The organism is Nocardioides sp. Arc9.136 (assembly GCF_030506255.1).
Classification (GTDB): domain Bacteria; phylum Actinomycetota; class Actinomycetes; order Propionibacteriales; family Nocardioidaceae; genus Nocardioides.
The window spans coordinates 3,744,497-3,766,485 of record NZ_CP113431.1 but is presented as its reverse complement, the minus strand read 5'-3'; the positions used below and the strand labels follow the sequence as shown (position 1 = coordinate 3,766,485).

Sequence of the window (21,989 nt, the reverse complement as noted above, 5' to 3'; positions counted from 1 at the left end):
CGCTCAGCCGGTCGTGGGGCGGCTCAGCCGGTCCAGGAAGGTCACCAGCAGCGCCTCGCGCATCGCCGGGGAGGCCAGGTCGAGCATCGCGTTGACCTCCGCCATCCGCGCGGGCACGGCCAGCGCGCCGTCGGCCCCCTCCCCGACCAGCCCGGAGGCCGCCAGCAGCCCGTCGAACTCCTCGTTGGTCAGCGCGGCCGGGTCGAGGGAGCGGATGTAGTCCGCCACGCCCGCGTCGACCGCCACCGGTCCGGCGGCCACCGCGGTCGCGACGGACTCGCGGAGCGCCACGAGGAGGTCGTCGATGCCGGCCAGGGTCGCCGCGCTCACCGACAGGTGGATCGTCGGCGGCTGCGCGGCGTACGACATCTGCGGCTGGACGTACCAGCCGCGCGCCACCATCTCGTCGGAGACCGTGAAGGCGTCGCAGGTGCCGTCGGTGGCGAGCGCGACCAGCGTCGAGTCCGGCTCCACGACCAGGCGCAGCCCGTCGATGTCGGCGATCCCTGCCACGATCCGGTCCACGGCCTCCAGGACGTCGGCGGTCAGCCGCTCGTAGCCCGCGTCGCCCAGGGTCCGCACCACCGCCCAGGCTCCCGCGGTCGGGCCACCGGAGCGGGTGGACTGCATCGTCGGGTTGAGCATCGTGTAGCCCGGCCACGCGGCGGAGGCGAACAGCTGGGGGCGGCGCAGGGCGGGGGTCCGGTGCAGCAGGAGGGAGGTGCCCTTGGGGGCGTAGGCGTACTTGTGCAGGTCGACGCTGATCGACGTCACGCCCTCGACGGCGAAGGTCCACGCCGGCACGTCGCGGCCCAGCCGAGCGGCGTACGGCAGCACCCAGCCGCCGATGCACGCGTCGACGTGGCAGCGGATCCCGCGCGCGGCCGCGAGGGCGGCCAGCCCGGTGACGGGGTCGACGACGCCGTGGGCGTACGACGGCGCGCTGGCGACCACGAGCACCGTGCTCTCGTCGATCGCGGCCTCGGTGGCGGCGACGTCCGCGCGGTGGTCGGGCCCGACGGGGACCAGCCGCGCCTCGACGCTGAAGTAATGGGCGGCCTTGTGGAAGGCGGCGTGCGCGGTGGCGGGCAGGACCATGCTGGGGCGCGCGACGTCCGGCCGCGCGTCGCGTGCGGCCTGGACCGCGAGCAGCACCGACTCGGTCCCGCCGGAGGTCACGCTGCCGACCACCGTGGCCGGTGCGTCGAGCAGACAGGCGGCGAAGGCGACCAGGTCGTTCTCCATCCGCAACAGGCTGGGGAACGCCGTCGGGTCGAGCCCGTTGGACCCGGCGTAGGCGGCGACCGCCTCCCGGCCGACCCGGTCCACCTCGGCGAGCCCGGAGTCGTAGACGTAGGCGAGCGTGCGACCGCCCTGCACGGGCAGGTCCGCGCGCTGCAGCGAGCGGAGCTCGGCCAGGACGTCGGGGGCGCCCGGTGCGTCCGGGGTGGGGCTGGTCATGCGTCGACCTCCGTCGCGTCGAGGGTGTAGCGGGAGAGCCACCACAGGCTGACCAGCACGAGGAGCGCGGGCAGCAACGAGAACCCGAGCACGATCGCGGTCACCGCGGAGTCGGGCTGGGACGCGGCGGCGTCGGTCGAGGACCGGTAGCCGCCCACGGCCAGGACGAGGGCGAAGACGGCCGGGCCGAGCGCCAGGCCGAGGGTCTCGCCGGCGGTCCACACGCCGGTGTAGACGCCGGCGCGGCCGCTCCCGGTCCGGCGGGCGTCCACGGCGGCCGCGTCGGGCAGCATCGCCATCGGGAAGACCTGGCAGCCGGCGTACCCGATCCCGGCGAGCCCGACCGCCGCGAAGACCAGGCCCGCGGGGGCGGTGTCCGCGACGGCCGCGAGGGCGGCGCCGGCGGCGAGGAACAGCGAGGAGGCGACGTACCCGCGCTTCTTGCCGACCCGCTGCCCGACCGCCGACCACACCGGGGTCAGCAGGAGCGCCGGCCCGACGAAGCAGAGGAAGAGGACGGTCGCGGCGCCGGTGCTGTCCAGGACGTCCTCGGCGAGGTAGTCCACGCCGGCGAGCATGGACCCGGTGGCCAGCGCCTGGACGACGAAGGTGGTGAGCAGCAGGCGGAAGTCGCGCGCGGTCGCCACGATCCGCAGCTGGTCGCGCAGGGAGCCCGCGCCCGGCTCGACGGTGCCGACCGGGGCGCGCCGCGTGCCGACGTAGGAGGAGACGACGCCGACGAGGATGACCAGCGCCATCACCACGCCCATGACCCGGTAGCCGTCCCGGCCGCCGACCGCGTCGCGGATGAGCGGCGCGGTCCCGCCGGCCACCAGGATCGTGAGCGCCAGGATCGCGACCCGCCAGGTCATCAGCCGGGTGCGCTCGTCGTAGGAGCCGGTCATCTCCGCCGGCATGGCGACGTAGGGCACCTGGAAGAAGGCGTACGCCGAGGCGCAGCCGAGGAAGCAGACCAGCACCCACGCCGCCTCGAGCCCGGTCGCCATGGACGGCGCGGCGAAGATCAGCGCGAAGCCGAGGGCCAGCACCAGCCCGGCGCGGAGCAGGAACGGGCGCCGGGGGCCGCGCGGGTCGGTGCTGCGGTCGCTGACCCGCCCGGCGATCGGGTTGAGGACGACGTCCCACGCCTTGGGGAGGAACACGATGACGCCGGCCAGCACCGCGGCGATGCCGAGGGAGTCGGTGAGGAACGGCAGGAGCAGGAGCCCCGGCACGGTCCCGAACGCGCCCGTGGCGACCGAGCCCGACCCGTAGCCGATGCGTACGCCGCGGGGCAGCGCGCCGCCGCTCGCGTCGCCGGGACCCGCGCCCCGGGTCGACTCCTGCGTGGCCACCTCAGCGGGCCAGCGACCGCGAGCCGCCGGAGCCGTGGCGCCGGTCCGGGTTGGTGCCGATCGCCTCCGGGCCCGGGGTCTCCTCGGCCGGGGCCTTCTTGGCGGGGGCCTTCTTGGCGGGGGCCTTCTTGGCGGGGGCCTTCTTGGCGGGGGCCTTCTTGGTGGTCTTCTTCGCCGGGACCTTCTTGGCAGGGGTCTTCTTGGCGTCCTTCGGGGGAGCCTCGGGGGCCGGGCGGTCCGACCACTGCTCGAGCCACTCGTCGAGCACCTCCCAGGTGGTGCCCCGCGCCCGCCGGCCGGTGAGCATGCCGAGGTGGCCGCCCGGCACGATCTCGAAGCGCACCTCCTCGGCCGACGTCAGGTGGGGGAGCAGCGCGCGGACCGCCCCGACCGGCGCGATGCCGTCGGTGGCGCCGGCGAAGACCAGCACCGGCTGGGTGATCTCCTCCAGCCGGATGGTCCGCTCGCCCAGCACGACCTCGCCGGTCTTGAGCACGTTGCCCTTGACGAAGCGGTGGTAGAGCTGGCCGAAGCTGCGGCCGGGGTAGGCGTACATGTTGGCGGTGAACCGGTCGACCGCCTCGAGCTGGGCGAGGAAGTCGGCGTCGTCGAGGTGGGTCGCGACCGCCAGCGGCCGGGTCACCAGCTTCTGGAACGAGCTGAGCTGGAACGCCCAGCGGACCAGCGGCTTCGGCGCGCCGCCCATCGCCTGGTAGGCCCGGGTGATCGCCCCGCGGCCGTCGGTCGGGTTCAGGTTGAGCAGGGGCCGCAGCGGCGCGACCAGCGGCACCTGGGAGACGTCGAACGGCGAGCCGACCGAGGTCAGCGACGCGATGGGCAGGTCGGGCGAGGTCGCGGCGGTCAGCAGCGTGAAGATGCCGCCGAGGGACCACCCGACGACGTGCACCGGCCGGCCGCCGGCGTGCGCCGAGACCTCGCGGATCGCCGCGGGCACGACCTCCTCGACCCAGTGCTCCATGCCCAGCGAGCGGTCGCGGAAGGACACCTCGCCGTACTCCACGAGGTACGTCGGGCGCCCGGTCGAGAGCAGGTGCTCCACCAGGGAGCAGCCGCGCCGCAGGTCGAAGCAGATCGCGGGCGCGGCCAGCGGCGTCACCAGCAGCACCGGGTCGCCCTGCTCGCGGACGGTCGCGCGCGGCCGGTAGTGGTAGACCTCGCGCAGCGTTCCCTCGTCGATGAGCGTGCGCGGCATGGGACGCAGGTCCGCCAGCCCGCCGTACAGCACCTTGTGCGCGACGTTGCCGGCCGCCGCGACGACCTGGTCGGGCTGGGGGACGAGGGGCATGCGCCGCAACGTACCCGCCGATGCGGGTACCGCACAGGACATGAGCTGGACCAAGATCGCCGCCGCCGGTGCCGCCGCCCTCGGGGCGGTCGCCGCCCACGACCTCACGCAGCGCAAGCACGCCATCCTGCGCAACTTCCCGGTGGTGGGGCACCTGCGCTTCACGCTGGAGAAGTTCGGGCCAGAGCTGCGGCAGTACATCGTCACCTCCAACGACGAGGAGCGGCCCTTCTCCCGCGACCAGCGGCGCTGGGTCTACGCCTCCTCGAAGGGGGAGAACACCTACTTCGGCTTCGGCACCGACAACGACGTCGAGCGCAGCATCGGCTACCCCGTCATCAAGCACCGGACCTTCGCCGGCCCGGGCGCGGCCACCGCGCCGCACGCCGAGGAGGCGGTGCGGCTGCCGATGGGCAAGGTGCTCGGCGGGCCGCGCGGGCGGGCCAAGGCGTTCCGTCCGGGGTCGATCGTCAACATCTCCGGGATGAGCTTCGGCTCGCTCTCGGGCAACGCGATCGAGGCGCTCAACCGCGGCGCCGAGCTCGCCGGCTGCCTGCAGAACACCGGTGAGGGCGGGCTGTCGCCGTACCACCGCAACGGCGGGGAGCTGGTCTTCCAGATCGGCACGGCGTACTTCGGCTGCCGCGACGCCGAGGGCCGCTTCGACCTGGGGCGGCTCAAGGAGCTGGTCGCCTCCGCGCCGGTGCGCGCCCTGGAGATCAAGCTGTCGCAGGGCGCCAAGCCCGGGCTCGGCGGGATGCTGCCCGGCGCCAAGGTCACCCCGGAGATCGCCGAGATCCGCGGCATCCCGGTGGGGCAGGACTGCGCCTCGCCGAGCCGGCACACGGCGTTCTCCGACACCGACTCGATGCTCGACTTCGTCGAGCTGCTCGCGGCCGAGACCGGGCTGCCGGTGGGCATCAAGTCGGCCGTGGGCGACCTCGGGTTCTGGGACGAGCTGGTCGCACTGATGTCCACCCGCGAGCGGGGCGTGGACTTCGTCAACATCGACGGCGGCGAGGGCGGCACGGGCGCGGCGCCGCTGGTGTTCTCCGACTCCGTGGCCTACCCGTTCCGCATCGCCTTCTCGCAGGTCTACCAGCGCTTCGCGCGCGCCGGCCTCCAGGACTCGGTGGCCTTCCTCGGCGGCGGGAAGCTCGGGCTGACCGAGAACGCCGTGGTCGCGCTGGCGCTCGGCCTCGACGGCATCCACGTGGGTCGGGAGGCGATGCTCGCCGTCGGCTGCATCCAGGCGCAGAAGTGCCACGCCGACACCTGCCCCACGGGCGTGGCCACCCAGGACCGGCGGCTCGAGCGCGGCCTCGACCCGGCCCTGAAGTCGGTCCGCGCGGCGACGTACATCCGCTCGCTGCGGCGCGACCTGCAGAAGGTCGCCGAGGCCGTCGGCGTCGTGCACCCCGCGCTCATCGGCCCCGACGACGTCGACCTGCTCGACGGCACGCGCACCGCGACGTCGTTGCGGGAGACCTACGGCTACGAGCCGGGCTGGGGCCTGCCGGGGCCGGTGCTCGCCGGCACCGTCGAGGACCTGATGCTCGGCCGGATCCCCGACGACCCGCACCCCGCGCACGCCTGAGGTGGCACGCTGAGGGCCATGAGCACCGGTGTCGTCTTCCGTCCGCAGCAGCCGCCCCAGGAGCTCCGGGAGGTGGTGCGCGCGGCCGACGAGGCGGGCGTGCCCGAGCTGTGGCTGTGGGAGGACTGCTTCCTCGAGGGCGGGCTGACCGCCGCGACCGCGGCGCTGGCGTGGTCCGAGCGGCTCCGCGTCGGCATCGGCCTGCTGCCGGTGCCGCTGCGCAACCCGGCGGTCGTGGCGATGGAGGTCGCGACCCTCGCGCACCTCTTCCCCGGCCGGTCCGTGGCGACGATGGGCCACGGCGTCCTGGACTGGATGGCGCAGGTCGGCGCCGGGGTCGACTCGCCGATGACGCTGCTGCGCGAGCACACCGAGGCGGTCCGCGACCTGCTCGACGGCCGGCGCCTGACCACCTCCGGTCGGTACGTCGCCCTCGACGGCGTCGCGCTCGACCGGCCTCCTGCCGAGCGGCCGCCGCTGCTCGTCGGGGCGCGCGGGCCGCGCACGCTCCGCCTCGCCGGTGAGGTCGCCGACGGCGCGCTGGTCGACCACACCGGCAGCGACCCCGCCACCGTGCGCCGCGCGCGCGGGCTGGTCGACGAGGGTCGTTCCGCGTCGGGCCGCCCCGGCCGGGCGGTCCTCACCGTCTACACCGAGCTCGACCCGGCCGCACCGGACCTCGTCGCCCGGGTGACCGAGCGGGTCGGCGAGATCCGCGACGCCGGCGCCGACACCGTCGTCCTGCAGGGCACCGACGAGCGGCCCGACCCCCGGCCGCTCGTCGAGGCGCTGGCCGGCGCCGGGCTGCTGCCGGGCTGAACCGCCGGCCGCGGCTGCTGGCCCGGCTGGTGAGGAGCCGCCGTACTCCTCAGGGGATCCCGGCGCTTCTCAGGGGTTGCATCGGCCGAGAAGTGCCGGATTCCCCGGGGCCCCGGGGATTCCGACGCCTGCGACCAGCCCCTACGACCGCTTCGCCGGCCGCACGGCCTTGCCGTGCGAGCCGGGGACGGCACCGAGCTCGGTCATGAAGGAGTCCGCCCAGGCGGCGACGTCGTGCTGGGTGACGGTCTTGCGCATGGCCTTCATCCGCCGCCGGGTCTCGCGGTCGTCGGCGCGGTAGGCCTCGAGCAGGGCCGACTTCATGCCGTTGATGTCGTAGGGGTTGACCAGCCAGGCCTGCCGCAGCTCGTCGGCGGCGCCGGCGAACTCCGAGAGCACCAGCGCGCCGGTGTCCTCGAAGCGGCACGCGACGTACTCCTTGGCGACCAGGTTCATGCCGTCGCGGTAGGGCGTGACGACCATGACGTCGGCCGCGCGGTAGAGCGCCGCCATCTCCTCGCGGGGGTAGGAGGAGTGCAGGTAGCTGATCGCGGGGCGGCCGATGCGGCCGAGGTCGCCGTTGATCCGGCCGACGAGGCGGTCGATCTCGTCGCGCAGGATGCGGTACTGCTCGACCTGCTCGCGGGAGGGGACCGCCACCTGCACGAAGACGGCGTCCTCGACGTCGAGGTGGCCGTCGGCGATGAGCTCGCTGAAGGCGCGCAGCCGGGCGTAGATCCCCTTGGTGTAGTCGAGGCGGTCGATGCCGAGGAACACCTTGCGCGGGTTGCCGAGGGCGGTGCGGATCTCCTCGGCGCGCTGCGCGACCGGCTCGGAGCGCGCCATCTCCTCGAAGCCCGCGGCGTCGATGGAGATCGGGAACGCCGCGGCGCGGACGGTGCGCCCGTCGGGCAGGTAGACCAGGTCGCGGTGCGTCTTGTGGCCGACCCGCTGGCGCACGAGGCGGACGAAGTTCTGGGCGCCGCCGGGCAGCTGGAACCCGATCAGGTCCGCGCCGAGCAGGCCCTCGAGCAGCTGGCGTCGCCACGGCAGCTGCTGGAACAGCTCGGCCGGCGGGAACGGGATGTGCAGGTAGAAGCCGATCCGCAGGTCCGGTCGCAGCTCGCGCAGCATCTGGGGCACCAGCTGCAGCTGGTAGTCGTGGACCCACACGGTCGCACCCTCGGAGGCCAGCTCCGCGGCCTTCTCGGCGAAGCGCCGGTTGACCGCGACGTAGGAGTCCCACCACTCGCGGTGGAACTCCGGCTTGGCGACCAGGTCGTGGTACAGCGGCCACAGGGTGGCGTTGGAGAAGCCCTCGTAGTGGCCCTCGACCTCGGCCTGGGTCATCGACATCGGGACCAGCTTCATCCCGTCGGCCTCGAACGGCTCCAGGTCGGAGTCGGTGCCGCCCGGCCAGCCGATCCAGGTGCCGTCGTTCGCGCGCATGACCGGCTCGATCGCCGTGACCAGGCCGCCCGGCGACGTGCGCCAGCCCATCGAGCCGTCGGCCTGCTCCACCCTGTCGACCGGCAGTCGGTTGGCCACGATGACGAGGTCGGCAGACACGGTGCTCACCCTAGGGGAGTGCCCAACCGGCGACGGCCGCACACGGATCGGACGCCTCGGCGGGCGCGGGCGGTGTCGGGCTGGCCCCACCCCGGCCGTCGTGCTGGCAGGATCGTGCGCGCCCGCTCGCCCGACCAGGGTGGAGACATGACGACGACCGCAGTGATGACCTCGAGACCGATGCCCGCCGGCGCCGTGCGCCGCACCCTGCTCGACAGCGGCTACGCGCTGTCCGCCTTCCTCGTCGCGCTCCCGGCGTTCGTGCTGGCGGTCGTCCTGCTCAGCCTCGGGACCGGCCTGCTGGTCCTGGTGTACGGCGTCCTCGTGCTCGCCCTGGCGGCGATGGTCGCGCGCGGGTTCGCCCGGTTCGAACGTGCCCGGATGCGCACGATGCTGGGCCGCGCCGCGCCGAGCCCCTCCTACCTCTGCGCGCGCCCCGGCGACGGTCTCCTCCGCCGCACCGTCACGCCGCTGCGCGACCCGCAGTCCTGGCTCGACCTGACCTGGTCGGTCGCCGGCCTGGTGACCGGCACGCTCGCCTTCGCGGTCACCGCCGCCTGGTGGGGCGCGGTGCTCACCGGCGCGACGTACTGGTTCTGGCAGGTGTGGCTCCCGGACGGGGAGGACGACGGCGGGCTCGCCGAGCTCCTCGGCCTGGGGGAGGGCGCGGTCGCGGAGTCCCTCCTGAACGCCGCCCTGGGGCTCGTCGCCCTGCTGACCCTGCCGTTCGTCGTCCGGTTCGTCGCCTGGCTGCACAGCAGCCTGGCCTGGGGGCTGCTGTGCAGCCGCGCCGAGCTCCAGCAGGAGGTGCGTCGCGTGGAGACCGGCCGCAGCGCCGCCCGCCGCGCGGAGGCGGAGTCCCTGCGCCGGCTCGAGCGCGACATCCACGACGGACCGCAGCAGCGGATGGTCCGGCTGGGCATGGACCTCGGCCGCGCCCGCCGCCAGCTCGACTCGGACCCGGCCCGGGCCGCCGCGACCATCGAGGAGGCGCTGGCCCAGGTGGGGGAGACCGTCGAGGAGCTGCGGTCGCTCTCGCGGGGCATCGCGCCGCCGCTGCTGGTCGACCGCGGCCTGCAGGTCGCGCTCGAGGACCTCGCCGCCCGCAGCGCGGTGCCGGTCGAGGCCGACATCGACGTGCCCGCCGGCCTCCCGCCGCACGTCGAGACCACGACGTACTTCGTGGTCAGCGAGGCGCTCACCAACGTCGCGAAGCACAGTGGTGCCGCCTCGGCCCGCGTGCAGGTGCGCGACGTCGGCGACGCGGTGCTGGTGCGGGTCGAGGACGACGGCGTCGGCGGTGCGCACGAGGCGAAGGGCCACGGCCTCGCCGGGCTCGGCCAGCGGCTGCTCGCGGTCGACGGCACCCTCGGTCTCGAGTCGCCTGCCGGTGGCCCGACGGTCGTCTCGGCGCTGGTGCCGACGGGTGCGCGGTGAGGCGCCCGGTGAGGTGCCCGGTGGGGTGGGGCCGATGAGGATCGTCGTCGCCGACGACTCGTTCCTGCTGCGCGAGGGCCTGCAGCTGCTGCTGGCCGAGGCCGGCCACGAGGTCGTCGCGTCGGTCGCGGACGGGCCGTCGTTCGTGGCGGCGGTGCTCGAGCACCGCCCCGACGTCGGCATCGTCGACGTGCGGATGCCGCCGACCCACACCGACGAGGGGCTGCGCGCCGCCGTCGAGGTGCGGCGGTCCTGGCCGGAGGCCCGGCTGCTCGTGCTCTCGCAGTACGTCGAGGTCGCCTACGCCGAGGACCTGCTCGCGGCCGGCGAGGGCGGGGTCGGCTACCTGCTCAAGGACCGCGTCGCCGACCTCGACGACTTCACCACCGCCCTCGACACCGTGGCCCGCGGCGGCACGGCGCTCGACCCGCAGGTGGTGCGCCGGCTGATGGGCGCCCGTCGCGACCCGCTCGCCGCGCTGACCCCGCGCGAGCACGAGGTCCTCGCGCTGATGGCGGAGGGCCGCTCCAACAGCGCGATCGCCGAGGCCATGGTGGTCACCTCGGGGGCGGTGGAGAAGCACACCCAGCGGATCTTCGCCAAGCTCGGCCTCGCGCCCGACGACGGCGCCGCCCACCGCCGGGTGGCCGCCGTCGTCAGCTACCTGCGCTCGGCCGGATGAGCCGGGGCTCGGTCAGCCGAAGGACACCCCGACCTGCTCGCGCAGGGCGTCCATCTGGCGCATGAGCACCAAGGTCTGGTCGTGGGGCACCCACGGGCTCTCGCGGAGGCCGGCCCGCAGGCAGCGCCCGACCTCGGCGATCTCGTTGCCGTAGCCGCGGCCGACGACCGGGTCGTCGGCGACGATCTCGACCGGCTCGCGGAGCACGTCGCCGTCGTTGGTGCTCCCCTCGCCGTACGGCGTGAACGTCGCGCGGGTGGGGTGGTGGAAGTCGGGGACGTCGATCCGCCCGAGGTCGGTGGCGATCGCGGCGGCGCGGGAGGACCACGACGTCATCGAGGCCGTCATCGTGGCCAGCGTCCCGCCGGGGTAGCGGCCGGTGACCGCGACGTCGAGGTCGATCCCGCGCTCGGACAGCGCGGCGGTGCCGGTCAGCGACTCGGCCTCGCCGAGGACCAGGTGGGCGAAGGTGAGCGGGTAGATCCCCATGTCGAGCAGTGCGCTGGCGCCCAGTGCCGGGTCGAACATCCGGTCCTCGGGGCCCGCGTCGACCCGGAAGCCCAGCTCGGCGTGCAGGTGCCGCGGCGTCCCGAACCGGCCGGAGCGGACCTGCTCGACGACCGCGCGGACCAGCGGGTGGCACGCCGTCCACATCGCCTCCATGAGGAAGCGGTCGTGCTCGGCGGCGAGGCGGACCATCTCCTCGGCGTCCACGGTGGAGAGGGTCAGCGGCTTCTCGCACAGGACGTGCTTGCCGGCCTCGAAGGCGAGCCGGGCGTGCTCGAGGTGCAGCGCGTGCGGGCTCGCGACGTACACCACCTCCACCTCGGGGTCGGCGACGAGCTCCTCGTAGGAGCCGTGCGGCCGCCCGCCGTGCTCGGCAGCGAACTCCGCGGCGGCCTCGGGCCGTCGGGAGCCCACGGCGACCAGCTCGGCGTCCTCGACGAGCGCGAGGTCGGCGGCGAACGTGCGGGCGATCTTGCCGGTGGCGAGGATGCCCCAGCGGGTGCGTTCGGTCACGGGGAGGAGAGTCCCACACAGCCCGCCGGAGGGTCTCCGGAGGCGCTCCGGACCGCGGGGCCAGACCACCGGGACACGTCTGGCGAGCCGAATGACACCGCTGTGGTTCGTCGCCTACAGTTGCGTCCGGACACCTATCGCCACACCAGCTCCCGGGAGACTGCGCATGGACGCCGCGAACGCCCTCGACGGCCACGAGGCCGGGGCCACGCCGACCCTGAGCGACCGCGACCGAGAGATCCTCGAGTTCGAGCGCCAGTGGTGGAAGTACGCCGGCGCCAAGGAGACCGCGGTCCGCGAGAAGTTCGACATGAGCTCGACGCGCTACTACCAGGTCCTCAACGCGCTCATCGACCGCCCCGAGGCGCTCGAGGCCGACCCGCTGCTGGTCCGTCGCCTGCGCCGCCTGCGCTCCCAGCGCCAGCGCCAGCGCTCGGCCCGCCGCCTGGGCTTCGAGGTCTGAGCGCCGTGACCGCCCGCCACCGCGACCAGCGCGGCTTCGTCTTCCCCTCGCCCGTGGTGATGCTGAGCATCATCGCGGTGGCCATGGCCGGCATCGCCTTCGTCGCCACCCGGGGCGGGGAGCCGACCGAGCGGGAGATCACCACGATCTCCCAGCGCGAGACGCCCGTCGCCACGCCGTCGGCGTCCGCGGCCGAGCCCAGCAAGGAGCCGAAGCCGGCCAAGCCGCCGGTCAAGCGCTCCGAGGTCTACGTCGAGGTCTACAACAACTCCGGCATCACCGGGCTCGCCGGCTCCGTCGCCGACCAGGCCGGCCAGGCCGGCTGGCAGGTCGTCGGCTCCGACAACTGGGTCGGCACCATCCCGGCGACCACCGTCTACTTCCCCCCGCGCCTCGAGCGCGCCGCGAAGCTCCTGGCCCTCGACCTCGGCGTCGAGCGGGTCGTCCCCGCTGTCGACCCGATGCGGCTCGACCGGCTCACGATCATCCTCACCGCGCCCCTCGACTGACCCACTGCTCGACCGACGCTCCCGGTGTGGCCCGCGTGAGCGGGCCCACGTGTGGCGCTCCCGCCGGTCTGGAAGGCTGGGGGCATGGAGTTCACCTCCGCCGAGGGCGAGCGGAAGTACGACGCACTGGTGCGCGCCGCGGGACGGGCCGTGGTCGGCCTGGACTTCGACGGCACGCTCTCACCGATCGTCGACGACCCGACGAAGGCGCACATCCACCCCGACGCCGGTGAGGTCCTGGTGGACCTGGCCGGGGTGGTCGCCGCCGTCGCGGTGGTGACCGGCCGGCCCGCCCGCCAGGCCCTGGACCTCGGCGGGCTCGAGGAGGTCGGCAACGCCATGGCCGACGCCGGCAAGGAGCTGTTCCTTTTCGGCCAGTACGGCAACGAGCGGTGGTCCTCCACCCGGCGCCGGATCGTCTCGCCTCGCCCGCCGCAGGGGCTCGCGACGTTCCTGCGCGACCTGCCGCGGGCGCTGCGGCGGGCCGACGCCGCCGACGCGTGGGTGGAGGACAAGGGCCTCGCGCACGCCGTCCACACCCGTCGCCTCCCGGACCCCGAGGGCGCCTTCGAGCGGCTGCTGCCGGTGCTGCGCGACCTCGCCGGTCGCAACGGGCTGGTCCTCGAGCCCGGCCGCAACGTCATCGAGGTCCGCGCCCCCGGCATGGACAAGGGCAAGGCCGTCGACGCGCTCGTCGCCGAGGTGGGCGCCGGCGCCTTCCTCTTCGCCGGGGACGACCTCGGCGACCTCGAGGCGTTCGACGCCGTCACCGCCCTGGGCAAGGACGGCCTGCCGACGCTGCTGGTCTGCTCGGCCTCCGAGGAGGACGCGGTCAGCGCCCTCGTCGAGCGCGCCGACGTCGTCGTGCCGGGTCCCGAGGGCGTGCTCGACCTGCTGCGCCGGCTCGCCGCCGACGCCCGCGCCGCCTCCAGAGCCGGCTCCTGACCTGTCCGCCCGCGGACCCGTGGGCGCCCCTGCGTGCTGTCCCGTCCACATGGCGGGACCCGGTTTCACGGGCTGGGACGGTGCGACGTACTGTTCTCGACAGCTCATCCAGAGGGACAGAGGGAACGGCCCTGTGAAGTCCCGGCAACCGCCAACGCGCCTCCGCCCCCGGTAGACCCGGGTCGGTCGTCGGTAACGGTGCCAATTCCGCCCGGCGCGACCGTCGTGACCCGGGGAAGATGAGAAGGAGGAATCATGAGCGCTGCCCCTGTCATCGAGCCGAGTGCCGAGAAGACCCAGATCCGTGAGGGTGCCTTCGGCAACGCCCGGGCCCTCACCTGCCGCGAGTGCGGCCACGAGGTCGAGCTGGGCCCGCACTACGCGTGCAGCGAGTGCTTCGGCCCGCTGGAGATCGCCTACGACTTCCCGCAGCTGACCCGCGAGGAGATCGAGGCCGGCCCGCGCAACATCTGGCGCTACAAGGCGCTGCTGCCGGTGCCGACCGACATCGAGACCAGCCCCAACACCGAGCCCGGCTTCACCCGCCTGCTCGAGGCGAGGAACCTCGCCGCCGAGCTCGGCCTGGCCAGGCTGTGGGTCAAGGACGACTCGACCAACCCGACCAACTCCTTCAAGGACCGCGTCGTCGCCTGCGCGCTGAGCGCGGCCCGCGAGTTCGGCAGCAAGGTGTTCGCCTGTCCGAGCACCGGCAACCTCGCGAACGCCGTCGCCGCCGCGGGTGCCCGCGCCGGGATGAAGACGGTCGTGTTCATCCCCAGCAACCTCGAGCAGCCCAAGCAGGTCAACTCGGCGGTCTTCACCGACTCACTGGTCGCCGTCGAGGGCAACTACGACGACGTCAACAAGCTCGCCTCGGAGATCGCGGGCGAGGAGGACGGCTGGGCGTTCGTGAACGTCAACGTCCGGCCCTACTACGCCGAGGGCTCCAAGACCCTCGGCTACGAGATCGCCGAGCAGCTCGGCTGGCGCCTGCCCGACCAGATCGTCATCCCGGTCGCCAGCGGCTCGCAGCTGACCAAGGTGCACAAGGCCTTCCAGGAGCTGGTGGGGCTGGGCCTGGTCGAGGACAGGCCCTACAAGGTCTTCGGCGCGCAGGCCGCCGGCTGCTCGCCGGTCTCGGTCGCCTACAAGGCCGGCGTCGACGCGATCCGGCCGGTCAAGCCCGACACCATCGCCAAGAGCCTCGCCATCGGCAACCCCGCCGACGGGATCTACGTCCTCGACGTGTGCCGCCAGACCGGCGGGGCGGTCGAGGACGTCACCGACGACGAGGTCCGCGAGGCGATCGTGCTGCTGGCCCGCACCGAGGGCATCTTCACCGAGACCGCCGGCGGGACCACCGTGGGCGTGCTGAAGAAGCTCGTCGAGTCCGGCCAGCTCGACCCCGAGCTCGAGACGGTCGTCATCAACACCGGCCACGGCCTGAAGACCCTCGACGCGGTGTCCGGCTCGGTCGGCCCCGTCGCGACCATCGCCCCGTCGTACGCCGCCTTCGCGGCCACCGGCCTGGCCTGAGCCCCGCCCGATCCCGACCCACGAGGACAAGCCGATGAGCGTCTCGGTCCGCATCCCGACCATCCTGCGCACCTACACCGACGGTGCCTCCGAGGTGACCGCCACGGGCGCGACCCTGGCGGAGGTCCTCGACGACCTCGACACCCACCACGCCGGCATCAAGGCGCGGATCCTCGACGACAACGGCGCGCTGCGCCGCTTCGTCAACGTCTACGTCGGAAACGACGACGTCCGGTTCCTCGACGACCTGGCCACGCCCACGCCGGACGGCGTGCAGGTCTCGGTCATCCCGGCCGTCGCCGGGGGCTGCTGACCCCCTCCGAGCCGGCCGGACCCCGGACCCGGGTGACCGGGGCAGCAGCCGGGCAGGGCTCCTCCGCGGGGCCCCCGGCCACCTCCGCCGTCCGGCCACCCCCAGCACGCATGCCCCCCGGGCTGACCTCTCGCGCAGCGGCACTGCCGTTGGTCCTTGGGACCTGCCTGCCGGTCCTCGCCGTCGCCGCCGTCCCGGCCTGCTGCTCGGACCGTGGGCGTCGCCGCCCGCACCCGGTCGGGCGTCGACGGCGGCTGGCAGACCTTCACACCCGGAGGGCCGGACCGGTGTCACCTTGTCCAGTGGTCCGGATCACAGCGCGGTTGTGAGGATCTGCGGAACCCCCCCGCGAGAGGAACCCATGGCCTCCGACCGTTCCCGCCGGCCTGCGCCGTCGTCGCAGCTGCCCGCGCACGTCAAGTACGACATCAACGAGATGCCTCCCGTCGGCGAGGCCCTGCTGCTCGCGCTGCAGCACGTCATGGTGATGATGGCGAGCAACGTCACCATCCCGATCATCCTGGCCACCGCCATCGGGGCGACGACGGGGGAGACGGTCTTCCTGGTGCAGGTGGCGCTGTTCGCCGCCGGCCTGACCACGCTCATCCAGACGATCGGCATCGGGCCGGTCGGCGCGCGGCTGCCGGTCGTGCAGGGCACCAGCTTCGGGTTCCTGGTGGTGTCCATCCCGCTGGCCCAGGAGTACGGGCTCGCAGCCGTCCTCGGTGGTGCGCTCTTCGCGGGCTCCGTGAAGTTCGTGCTGGGCTTCAGCCTCAAGTGGCTGCGCGGCCTCTTCCCGCCGCTGGTGAGCGGGATCGTCGTCCTCGTCATCGGGATCGGGCTGCTCCCCACCGGCATGCACCTCTACGGCGGCGGCAACGGCGCCGAGGACTTCGGCTCGTGGGAGAACCTCGGTCTCGCGACCCTCGTCCTCGTCGTCCTCCTCCTCGCCTACCGCTTCGGCAAGGGCATCATCGCCTCGGCCTCGGTACTGGTCAGCCTCGTGGTCGGGTACCTCGTCGCGATCGCCCTGGGGAAGGTGGACTTCAGTCCCGTGTCCGAGGCGTCCTGGTTCGCCTTCCCGACGCCGCTGGAGTTCGGTCTGGAGTTCCCGGCGGCGGCCTTCATCGCCATGGGCGCGATGGCGATCGCGGTCTCCATCGAGACGATCGGCGACCTGTCGGCCATCACGAAGGCCGGCGCCGGGCGCGAGGTGACCGACCGTGAGCTCGCCGGTGGCGTCATGGGCGACGGTGCGGCCACGAGCGTCGCCGCCGTCTTCTCCGCCCTGCCGAACACCACCTTCGGGCAGAACGTCGGGCTGGTCGCCCTCACGGGGGTGATGAGCCGCCACGTGGTGACGATCTGCGCCGGCTTCCTCATCGCGCTGGGCCTGGTGCCCAAGCTGGCCGCGGTCATCACCGCCATGCCGTCGGCCGTGCTGGGCGGCGCGGCGGTGGTCATGTTCGGCATGCTGCTCGGCGCTGGCATCCAGCTGCTCGCCGAGTGCCGCCTGGACCGTCACGACCTGATCGTGATCGCCGCCTCCATCGGTGTGGGCCAGGGCTTCGCCGCCGTGCCCGCCGCGGCGGAGGTCATGCCGGAGTCCCTGCGGGTGCTGATGACCTCCGGCATCCTGCCGGCGGCGCTCATCGCCGTCCTCCTCAACCTCCTGCGACCTCGCCCGGAGGAGGGGGCCGCGTTCGTCGACGTGGACACCCCCCTTCCGGACACCGTCCAGCGACCCGAGCAGCAGTAGGCGCCTCCGTCCTCGCGCAGGCCCGGACCAGATGGTCCGGGCCTGCGTCGTGGCTTGCGCGGGCGGTCGACACCTGGGTGCGCCGGCGCCCTAAGGTCGTCGCCGTGACGAACCGGACCCTGGAGGAAGTCGTGAGCGAGCACCGGGAGAGCCCGCGGGCGGTCGTCGCGCTGCCGGCACGCGTCAAGGGGCTGACCGGCCGGTGACGCACGTCCTCCTGGCGACGTTCTCCCTGCTCCCCGAGGGCGAGGAGGGCGGCGAGCTGCTCGTGACCGCCCTCGCCGAGCGGGGGGTCGAGGCCCGGTGGGCGGTCTGGGACGACCCGGACGTCGACTGGGCCGCCGCCGACCTGGTGGTGCTGCGCTCGACGTGGGACTACCAGCGCCGGTACGCCGAGTTCCTGGCCTGGCTGCGCGGAGTCGAGCGCAGCACGCGGGTGCTGCACGGCAGCGACCTGGTCGCCTGGAACGCCGACAAGGCCTACCTGCTCGAGCTGGGCCGCGAGGTCCCGGTCGTCCCCACCGCGCTGCTCGACGACCGCGGGCTGAGGGTGGGTCTGCAGGAGGCGCTCGACCGGTGGGGCGCGGTCGTGGTCAAGCCCCGGACCGGGGCGGGCGGGGTCGGCGTGGTGGTCGCCGAGCGCACCGACGACCCGCGCCTGGAGGGGCTCGTCGCCGGACCATGGGTCGTGCAGCCGCTGGTGGCCTCGGTCCGGACGGTGGGGGAGTCCTCGGTGTGGGTCCTCGACGGCCGGGTGGTCGGCCAGGTCGACAAGCGGCCGAGCGGGTCGGAGGTCCGCGTGCACGAGCTGTACGGCGGCAGCTCGGTCGCCGTGGAGGTCGACCCGGCCCGGGCCGACGTCGCCCGCGCCGCGGTCGCGGCCGCCGGCCGGCTGCTGGCCGGCCCGCCGGCGTACGCACGGGTGGACCTGGTTCAGCTCGACGGCGCCTGGGTGGTCAGCGAGCTGGAGCTGATCGAGCCCGGGCTCTACCTCGACGTGCTGCCGGGGCTGGCGGGGCCGTTCGCGGACCTCGTCGGGTCGGTCCTCGCGGCGCGGTGACAGCGCTCCGGCCGCAGGGTGACCAGGGCCGGACTGTTCTTGCACTCGCCTGGGGCGAGTGCTAAACATGGGGTTGGCACTCTCAGCACGAGAGTGACAAACCGGATCGGTGCCAGCTGAGGTCCGTTCGCGCCGGCGAGAAAGGGTTCGCCGGGTCCGCAGGACCGTCCGTCGCGGGCAGCCCACCGAGCCGGATCCGCAACTTCCAGCGTGAGGAACCGCAGGAACATGCCCAAGCTGATTGCATTCAACGAGGAGGCCCGGCGCGGCCTCGAGCGTGGCATGAACACGCTCGCCGACGCCGTCAAGGTCACGCTCGGCCCCAAGGGTCGCAACGTCGTCCTCGAGAAGAAGTGGGGCGCCCCCACGATCACCAACGACGGTGTGAGCATCGCCAAGGAGATCGAGCTCGAGGACCCCTACGAGAAGATCGGCGCCGAGCTGGTCAAGGAGGTCGCGAAGAAGACCGACGACGTCGCCGGTGACGGCACGACGACGGCGACCGTCCTGGCCCAGGCGATGGTCCGCGAGGGCCTGCGCAACGTCGCGGCCGGTGCGAACCCGATGGGTCTCAAGCGCGGCATCGAGGCGGCCGTCGAGGCCGTGTCCGAGCAGCTGCGCGGCATGGCCAAGGAGGTCGAGACCCGCGAGCAGATCGCGGCCACGGCCACCATCTCCGCCGGTGGCGACACCACCGTCGGCGACGCCATCGCCGAGGCGATGGACAAGGTCGGCAAGGAGGGCGTGATCACGGTCGAGGAGTCGAACACCTTCGGCATCGACCTCGAGCTCACCGAGGGCATGCGCTTCGACAAGGGCTACATCTCGGCGTACTTCGTCACCGACCCGGAGCGGATGGAGACGGTCCTCGAGGACCCCTACATCCTGATCGCGAACCAGAAGATCTCGAACGTCAAGGACCTGCTGCCGATCCTCGAGAAGGTCATGCAGTCGGGCAAGCCGCTCGTCATCCTCGCCGAGGACGTCGACGGCGAGGCGCTCTCGACGCTGGTCGTCAACAAGATCCGCGGCACCTTCAAGTCCGTCGCCGTCAAGGCCCCGGGCTTCGGCGACCGTCGCAAGGCCATGCTGCAGGACATCGCGATCCTGACCGGCGGCCAGGTCATCTCCGAGGAGGTCGGCCTCAAGCTCGAGACCACCGGCATCGAGCTCCTCGGCCAGGCCCGCAAGGTCGTCATCACCAAGGACGAGACCACTATCGTCGAGGGCTCGGGCGACGCCGACCAGATCGCCGGTCGCGTCAACCAGATCCGCGCCGAGATCGAGAAGTCCGACTCCGACTACGACCGCGAGAAGCTGCAGGAGCGCCTGGCCAAGCTGGCCGGCGGTGTCGCGGTCATCAAGGTCGGCGCGGCCACCGAGGTCGAGCTCAAGGAGCGCAAGCACCGCATCGAGGACGCCGTCCGCAACGCGAAGGCGGCCGTCGAGGAGGGCATCGTCGCCGGAGGTGGCGTGGCGCTCGTCCAGGCCTCGGCCACCGCGTTCGACAAGCTCGACCTGACCGGCGACGAGGCCACGGGCGTCAACATCGTCCGCGTCGCCACCTCGGCCCCGCTCAAGCAGATCGCGGTCAACGCCGGCCTCGAGGGCGGCGTCGTGGCGGAGAAGGTCGCCAACCTCCCCGCGGGTCAGGGCCTCAACGCCGCGAACGGCGAGTACGTCGACATGATCGCCGAGGGCATCATCGACCCGGCCAAGGTCACCCGGTCGGCGCTGCAGAACGCGGCGTCCATCGCGGCCCTGTTCCTCACCACCGAGGCCGTCGTCGCCGACAAGCCGGAGAAGGCCGCCCCCATGGGTGGCGACCCGACCGGCGGCATGGGCGGCATGGACTTCTGAGTCCAGCCCCCTCGTAGCACCAGCACCACTCGGCACCACCCGCACCACCAGCAGGGCCCCCGCTCAGGCGGGGGCCCTGCTGTCGTCTCCGGGGGCTGCCGGGGTCGTGTGCCCCACGACGCGGCCGGACGCGTCCTCGGGCACACGACCCCCTCGCGGAGCGCCGTGCGAGGGTGGTCCCGTGGATGCCGAGAGCCGCAGGGCGAGGTTCGAGGCGCTGGCGCCCGGGCTGGTCGAGCCGCTGCGCCGGTTCCTCGCGCGGCGCACCGACGCCGCGACCGCCGACGACGTCCTCTCCGAGACGCTGCTGGTCTGCTGGCGGCGGCTGGAGGACCTGCCGGAGGACCCGCTGCCGTGGGCGTACGCCGTGGCGCGCCACGCCCTGGCCAACGCCGAGCGCAGCGCCCGGCGCCAACGACGGGTCGCCGGCAAGGTGGCCGCGCTCGACCCGCCCGCGACGACCACGGGGCCGGTCGGCGGAGAGGCCGACCTGCCGCTGGAGGAGGCGCTCGCCGCGCTCCGCGCCGAGGACGCCGAGCTGCTCCGCCTGTGGGCCTGGGAGCAGCTGGGCCCCGGCGAGATCGCCACCGTGCTGGGGCTGACCCCGAACGCCGTCAGCATCCGGCTCCACCGCGCCCGCCAGAAGCTCAGGGACGAGCTGCGAAAGATCGACGCCGCTGCCGGACATGAGGGGACGAGAGGGAGGAGCAGGTCATGAGCGAACCGTTCGACGACGACCCGCAGCTGCGCGAGCGGCTGCGCGCCACCGACCCGGCCGCCTCCCTCGCCCCGGCCGATCCCGACCGGGTGGCCCGACTCCTGGAGGCGACGATGACCACCGAGCACCCCACGTCCGAGCACCCCACGTCCGAGCAGCCGACCACCGACCCCGGCGGTCGTCGTACCTCCCTGACCTGGCTCGCGGCCGCCGCCGCGGTGGTGGTCGTCGGCGGCGTGGTGTTCGCGGCCACGACCGGCGACGACGAGGACCGGACGCCGACGGCGGGCGACGGCAGCAGCGAGACCGCCGACCCGTCCCAGCCGTCCGAGCCGTCCGAGCCCGCCGAGCCGTCCCTCCTCACCCTGGCCGCCCCCGCCGCCACCACCGGGCGCTGCATGGTGCCCACGGCCGAGGCGCTGGCCACCCAGGAGGTGGCGTTCCTCGGCACCGTCGAGCAGGTCGACGAGGAGACCGTCACGCTCGCGGTCGAGGAGCAGTACGCCGGCGCCGCGGCCGACGAGGTCCGGGTCGAGGCGCCGCCGGAGCAGATGCAGCTGCTCGTGGGCGCGGTCGAGTTCCGTGAGGGCGGGGAGTACCTCGTCTCGGCCACCGACGGCGCGGTCTCGGTGTGCGGCTTCAGCGGACCGGCCGCGCCGGACCTGCAGGCGCTCTACGAGCAGGCGTTCGGCGGCTGACGCGGGGATGGTGCTGCACGGGATCGTCCTCGCCGCCGGCGCGGGCAGCCGGATGGGCACGCCCAAGGCGCTGGTCGACGACTGGCTCGCCCGCGCGGTCCACCTGCTGGCCGAGGGTGGCTGCGACCGGGTCACGGCCGTCCTCGGGGCCCGCGCGGACGACGCGGTCGCGCTGCTGCCGCCGGGCACGGCGTACGTCGTGGCCGACGACTGGTCGGCGGGGATGTCGGCGTCGCTGCGGACCGGCCTGGCGGCGGCCGATCCCCGTGCCGACGCCGCCCTGGTCACGCTCGTCGACCTCCCCGACCTCACCCCCGAGGTCGTCGCCCGGGTCGCGGCCCGGGCGGGCGCCGCCGTCCTGGCCCGGGCGGCGTACGACGGCCGTCCCGGCCACCCGGTGCTGCTCGGCCGCGAGCACTGGCCCGGCGTGCTGGCCGCGACCGGCGGCGACAGCGGGGCGAAGGGCTACCTCGCCGGACGCGACGTGGTGCTGGTCGAGTGCGGCGACCTGGCCACCGGTCAGGACGTCGACTCGCGCTGAGGCGTGCCGTCCCCGGGCCGGGCGCGCCGGATCCGGACCGGTCCCCGGGCCGTCGGCAGGGCGACGACCTCGCCCCGCTGGGTGACCTCGACCTCGCCGGCCTCGACCAAGCGCTGGGCCGCCTGGCGGGCCGGCTCCATCAGCCCCCGCCACCCCTCGGGATCACCGCCCTCCGGCCGCTCGGCGCCCCACACCGCGCGGGCGGCGTCGGAGGGGCAGATGGTCCTCCCCTCGTCGCGCTGGGCCAGCAGGTCGAGGATGGTCCGCTCCAGCCGGCGGTTCCGGTCGTCCGCTCCGGCGCTCATGAGGGGAGTCAACCAACCGGCCCCCAACAGGCCCGT

21 protein-coding genes and 1 riboswitch are annotated in these 21,989 nt (G+C 73.8%); of the genes, 15 read left to right on the top strand and 6 right to left on the bottom strand.

The genetic code is table 11. The features are described from left to right. Window positions 1–3: 3 nt before the first annotated feature. From OSR43_RS18210 to OSR43_RS18200, 3 genes are read right to left on the bottom strand one after another with little or no spacing between them, the layout of a single operon-like run. On the bottom strand, window positions 4–1,461 hold the full coding sequence (locus tag OSR43_RS18210; protein ID WP_302268177.1) for an aminotransferase class V-fold PLP-dependent enzyme: 1,458 nt from the start codon (window positions 1,459–1,461) through the stop codon (window positions 4–6). Continuing rightward, complete coding sequence (locus OSR43_RS18205) at window positions 1,458–2,816, bottom strand: MFS transporter (protein ID WP_302268176.1); 1,359 nt, start codon at window positions 2,814–2,816, stop codon at window positions 1,458–1,460. The genes OSR43_RS18210 and OSR43_RS18205 overlap by 4 nt, the downstream gene beginning before the upstream one ends. Before the next feature lies 1 nt (window position 2,817). Further along, window positions 2,818–4,122 (bottom strand): alpha/beta fold hydrolase, encoded by a 1,305-nt coding sequence (locus OSR43_RS18200; RefSeq protein WP_302268175.1) that lies wholly within the window; start codon window positions 4,120–4,122, stop codon window positions 2,818–2,820. Window positions 4,123–4,162: 40 nt separating this feature from the next. Here OSR43_RS18200 and OSR43_RS18195 point away from each other — a divergent pair, with 40 nt between their 5' ends. Then, a complete protein-coding gene (locus OSR43_RS18195) occupies window positions 4,163–5,719 on the top strand; it encodes an FMN-binding glutamate synthase family protein (protein WP_302268174.1) in 1,557 nt (518 codons plus the stop codon). An 18-nt stretch (window positions 5,720–5,737) separates the two neighbouring features. Next, window positions 5,738–6,538 carry an LLM class flavin-dependent oxidoreductase gene (locus tag OSR43_RS18190; RefSeq protein ID WP_302268173.1) on the top strand — a complete coding sequence of 267 codons (801 nt, stop codon included), beginning with the start codon at window positions 5,738–5,740 and terminating at the stop codon, window positions 6,536–6,538. Between the two features lie 141 nt (window positions 6,539–6,679). On the opposite strand, the gene OSR43_RS18185 is transcribed toward OSR43_RS18190, so the two are convergent. After that, window positions 6,680–8,116 carry a trehalose-6-phosphate synthase gene (locus OSR43_RS18185; RefSeq protein ID WP_302268172.1) on the bottom strand — a complete coding sequence of 479 codons (1,437 nt, stop codon included), beginning with the start codon at window positions 8,114–8,116 and terminating at the stop codon, window positions 6,680–6,682. Window positions 8,117–8,254: 138 nt separating this feature from the next. Between OSR43_RS18185 and OSR43_RS18180 the strand changes: the two genes are divergently transcribed. Continuing rightward, window positions 8,255–9,544: a sensor histidine kinase gene (locus OSR43_RS18180; protein ID WP_302268171.1), complete on the top strand. Its 1,290-nt coding sequence runs from the start codon at window positions 8,255–8,257 to the stop codon at window positions 9,542–9,544. A gap of 34 nt (window positions 9,545–9,578) precedes the next feature. Then, on the top strand, window positions 9,579–10,226 hold the full coding sequence (locus tag OSR43_RS18175; RefSeq protein ID WP_302268170.1) for a response regulator transcription factor: 648 nt from the start codon (window positions 9,579–9,581) through the stop codon (window positions 10,224–10,226). 12 nt (window positions 10,227–10,238) lie between these two features. On the opposite strand, the gene OSR43_RS18170 is transcribed toward OSR43_RS18175, so the two are convergent. Continuing rightward, complete coding sequence (locus OSR43_RS18170; RefSeq protein WP_302268169.1) at window positions 10,239–11,246, bottom strand: Gfo/Idh/MocA family protein; 1,008 nt, start codon at window positions 11,244–11,246, stop codon at window positions 10,239–10,241. 166 nt (window positions 11,247–11,412) lie between these two features. On the opposite strand from OSR43_RS18170, the gene OSR43_RS18165 reads away from it, so the two are divergent. The 11 genes from OSR43_RS18165 (at window position 11,413) to OSR43_RS18115 (ending at window position 21,648) form a co-directional block, all read left to right on the top strand. Then, window positions 11,413–11,709 (top strand): DUF3263 domain-containing protein, encoded by a 297-nt coding sequence (locus OSR43_RS18165; RefSeq protein WP_166192651.1) that lies wholly within the window; start codon window positions 11,413–11,415, stop codon window positions 11,707–11,709. A 5-nt stretch (window positions 11,710–11,714) separates the two neighbouring features. Beyond that, entirely contained in the window at window positions 11,715–12,218 is a 504-nt protein-coding gene (locus tag OSR43_RS18160; protein WP_302268168.1) for a LytR C-terminal domain-containing protein, read from the top strand. A gap of 84 nt (window positions 12,219–12,302) precedes the next feature. Then, window positions 12,303–13,163 carry a trehalose-phosphatase gene (gene otsB / locus OSR43_RS18155; protein ID WP_302268167.1) on the top strand — a complete coding sequence of 287 codons (861 nt, stop codon included), beginning with the start codon at window positions 12,303–12,305 and terminating at the stop codon, window positions 13,161–13,163. 101 nt (window positions 13,164–13,264) lie between these two features. Then, a riboswitch (SAM riboswitch) is annotated at window positions 13,265–13,409 on the top strand. A 9-nt stretch (window positions 13,410–13,418) separates the two neighbouring features. Then, a complete protein-coding gene (thrC, locus tag OSR43_RS18150; protein WP_302268166.1) occupies window positions 13,419–14,699 on the top strand; it encodes a threonine synthase in 1,281 nt (426 codons plus the stop codon). 34 nt (window positions 14,700–14,733) lie between these two features. After that, complete coding sequence (locus OSR43_RS18145; RefSeq protein WP_302268165.1) at window positions 14,734–15,012, top strand: MoaD/ThiS family protein; 279 nt, start codon at window positions 14,734–14,736, stop codon at window positions 15,010–15,012. A gap of 361 nt (window positions 15,013–15,373) precedes the next feature. Continuing rightward, window positions 15,374–16,771, top strand: a complete 1,398-nt coding sequence (locus tag OSR43_RS18140; protein ID WP_302268164.1) for a uracil-xanthine permease family protein — start codon at window positions 15,374–15,376, stop codon at window positions 16,769–16,771. Between the two features lie 202 nt (window positions 16,772–16,973). Beyond that, entirely contained in the window at window positions 16,974–17,831 is an 858-nt protein-coding gene (locus OSR43_RS18135) for a RimK family alpha-L-glutamate ligase (protein ID WP_302268163.1), read from the top strand. 228 nt (window positions 17,832–18,059) lie between these two features. Further along, the gene (groL, locus tag OSR43_RS18130; RefSeq protein ID WP_302268162.1) at window positions 18,060–19,691 is read left to right on the top strand and encodes a chaperonin GroEL; all 1,632 of its coding nucleotides are present in this window, start codon (window positions 18,060–18,062) and stop codon (window positions 19,689–19,691) included. 181 nt (window positions 19,692–19,872) lie between these two features. Continuing rightward, window positions 19,873–20,409, top strand: coding sequence for an RNA polymerase sigma factor (locus OSR43_RS18125; RefSeq protein ID WP_302268161.1), 537 nt, complete (start codon window positions 19,873–19,875; stop codon window positions 20,407–20,409). Beyond that, on the top strand, window positions 20,406–21,107 hold the full coding sequence (locus OSR43_RS18120; RefSeq protein ID WP_302268159.1) for a hypothetical protein: 702 nt from the start codon (window positions 20,406–20,408) through the stop codon (window positions 21,105–21,107). The genes OSR43_RS18125 and OSR43_RS18120 overlap by 4 nt, the downstream gene beginning before the upstream one ends. 7 nt (window positions 21,108–21,114) lie before the next feature. Beyond that, a complete protein-coding gene (locus OSR43_RS18115) occupies window positions 21,115–21,648 on the top strand; it encodes an NTP transferase domain-containing protein (RefSeq protein ID WP_302268157.1) in 534 nt (177 codons plus the stop codon). Here OSR43_RS18115 and OSR43_RS18110 read toward each other — a convergent pair. Further along, window positions 21,627–21,953 (bottom strand): DUF3253 domain-containing protein, encoded by a 327-nt coding sequence (locus OSR43_RS18110; RefSeq protein ID WP_302268156.1) that lies wholly within the window; start codon window positions 21,951–21,953, stop codon window positions 21,627–21,629. The genes OSR43_RS18115 and OSR43_RS18110 overlap by 22 nt on opposite strands. Window positions 21,954–21,989: the final 36 nt, after the last annotated feature.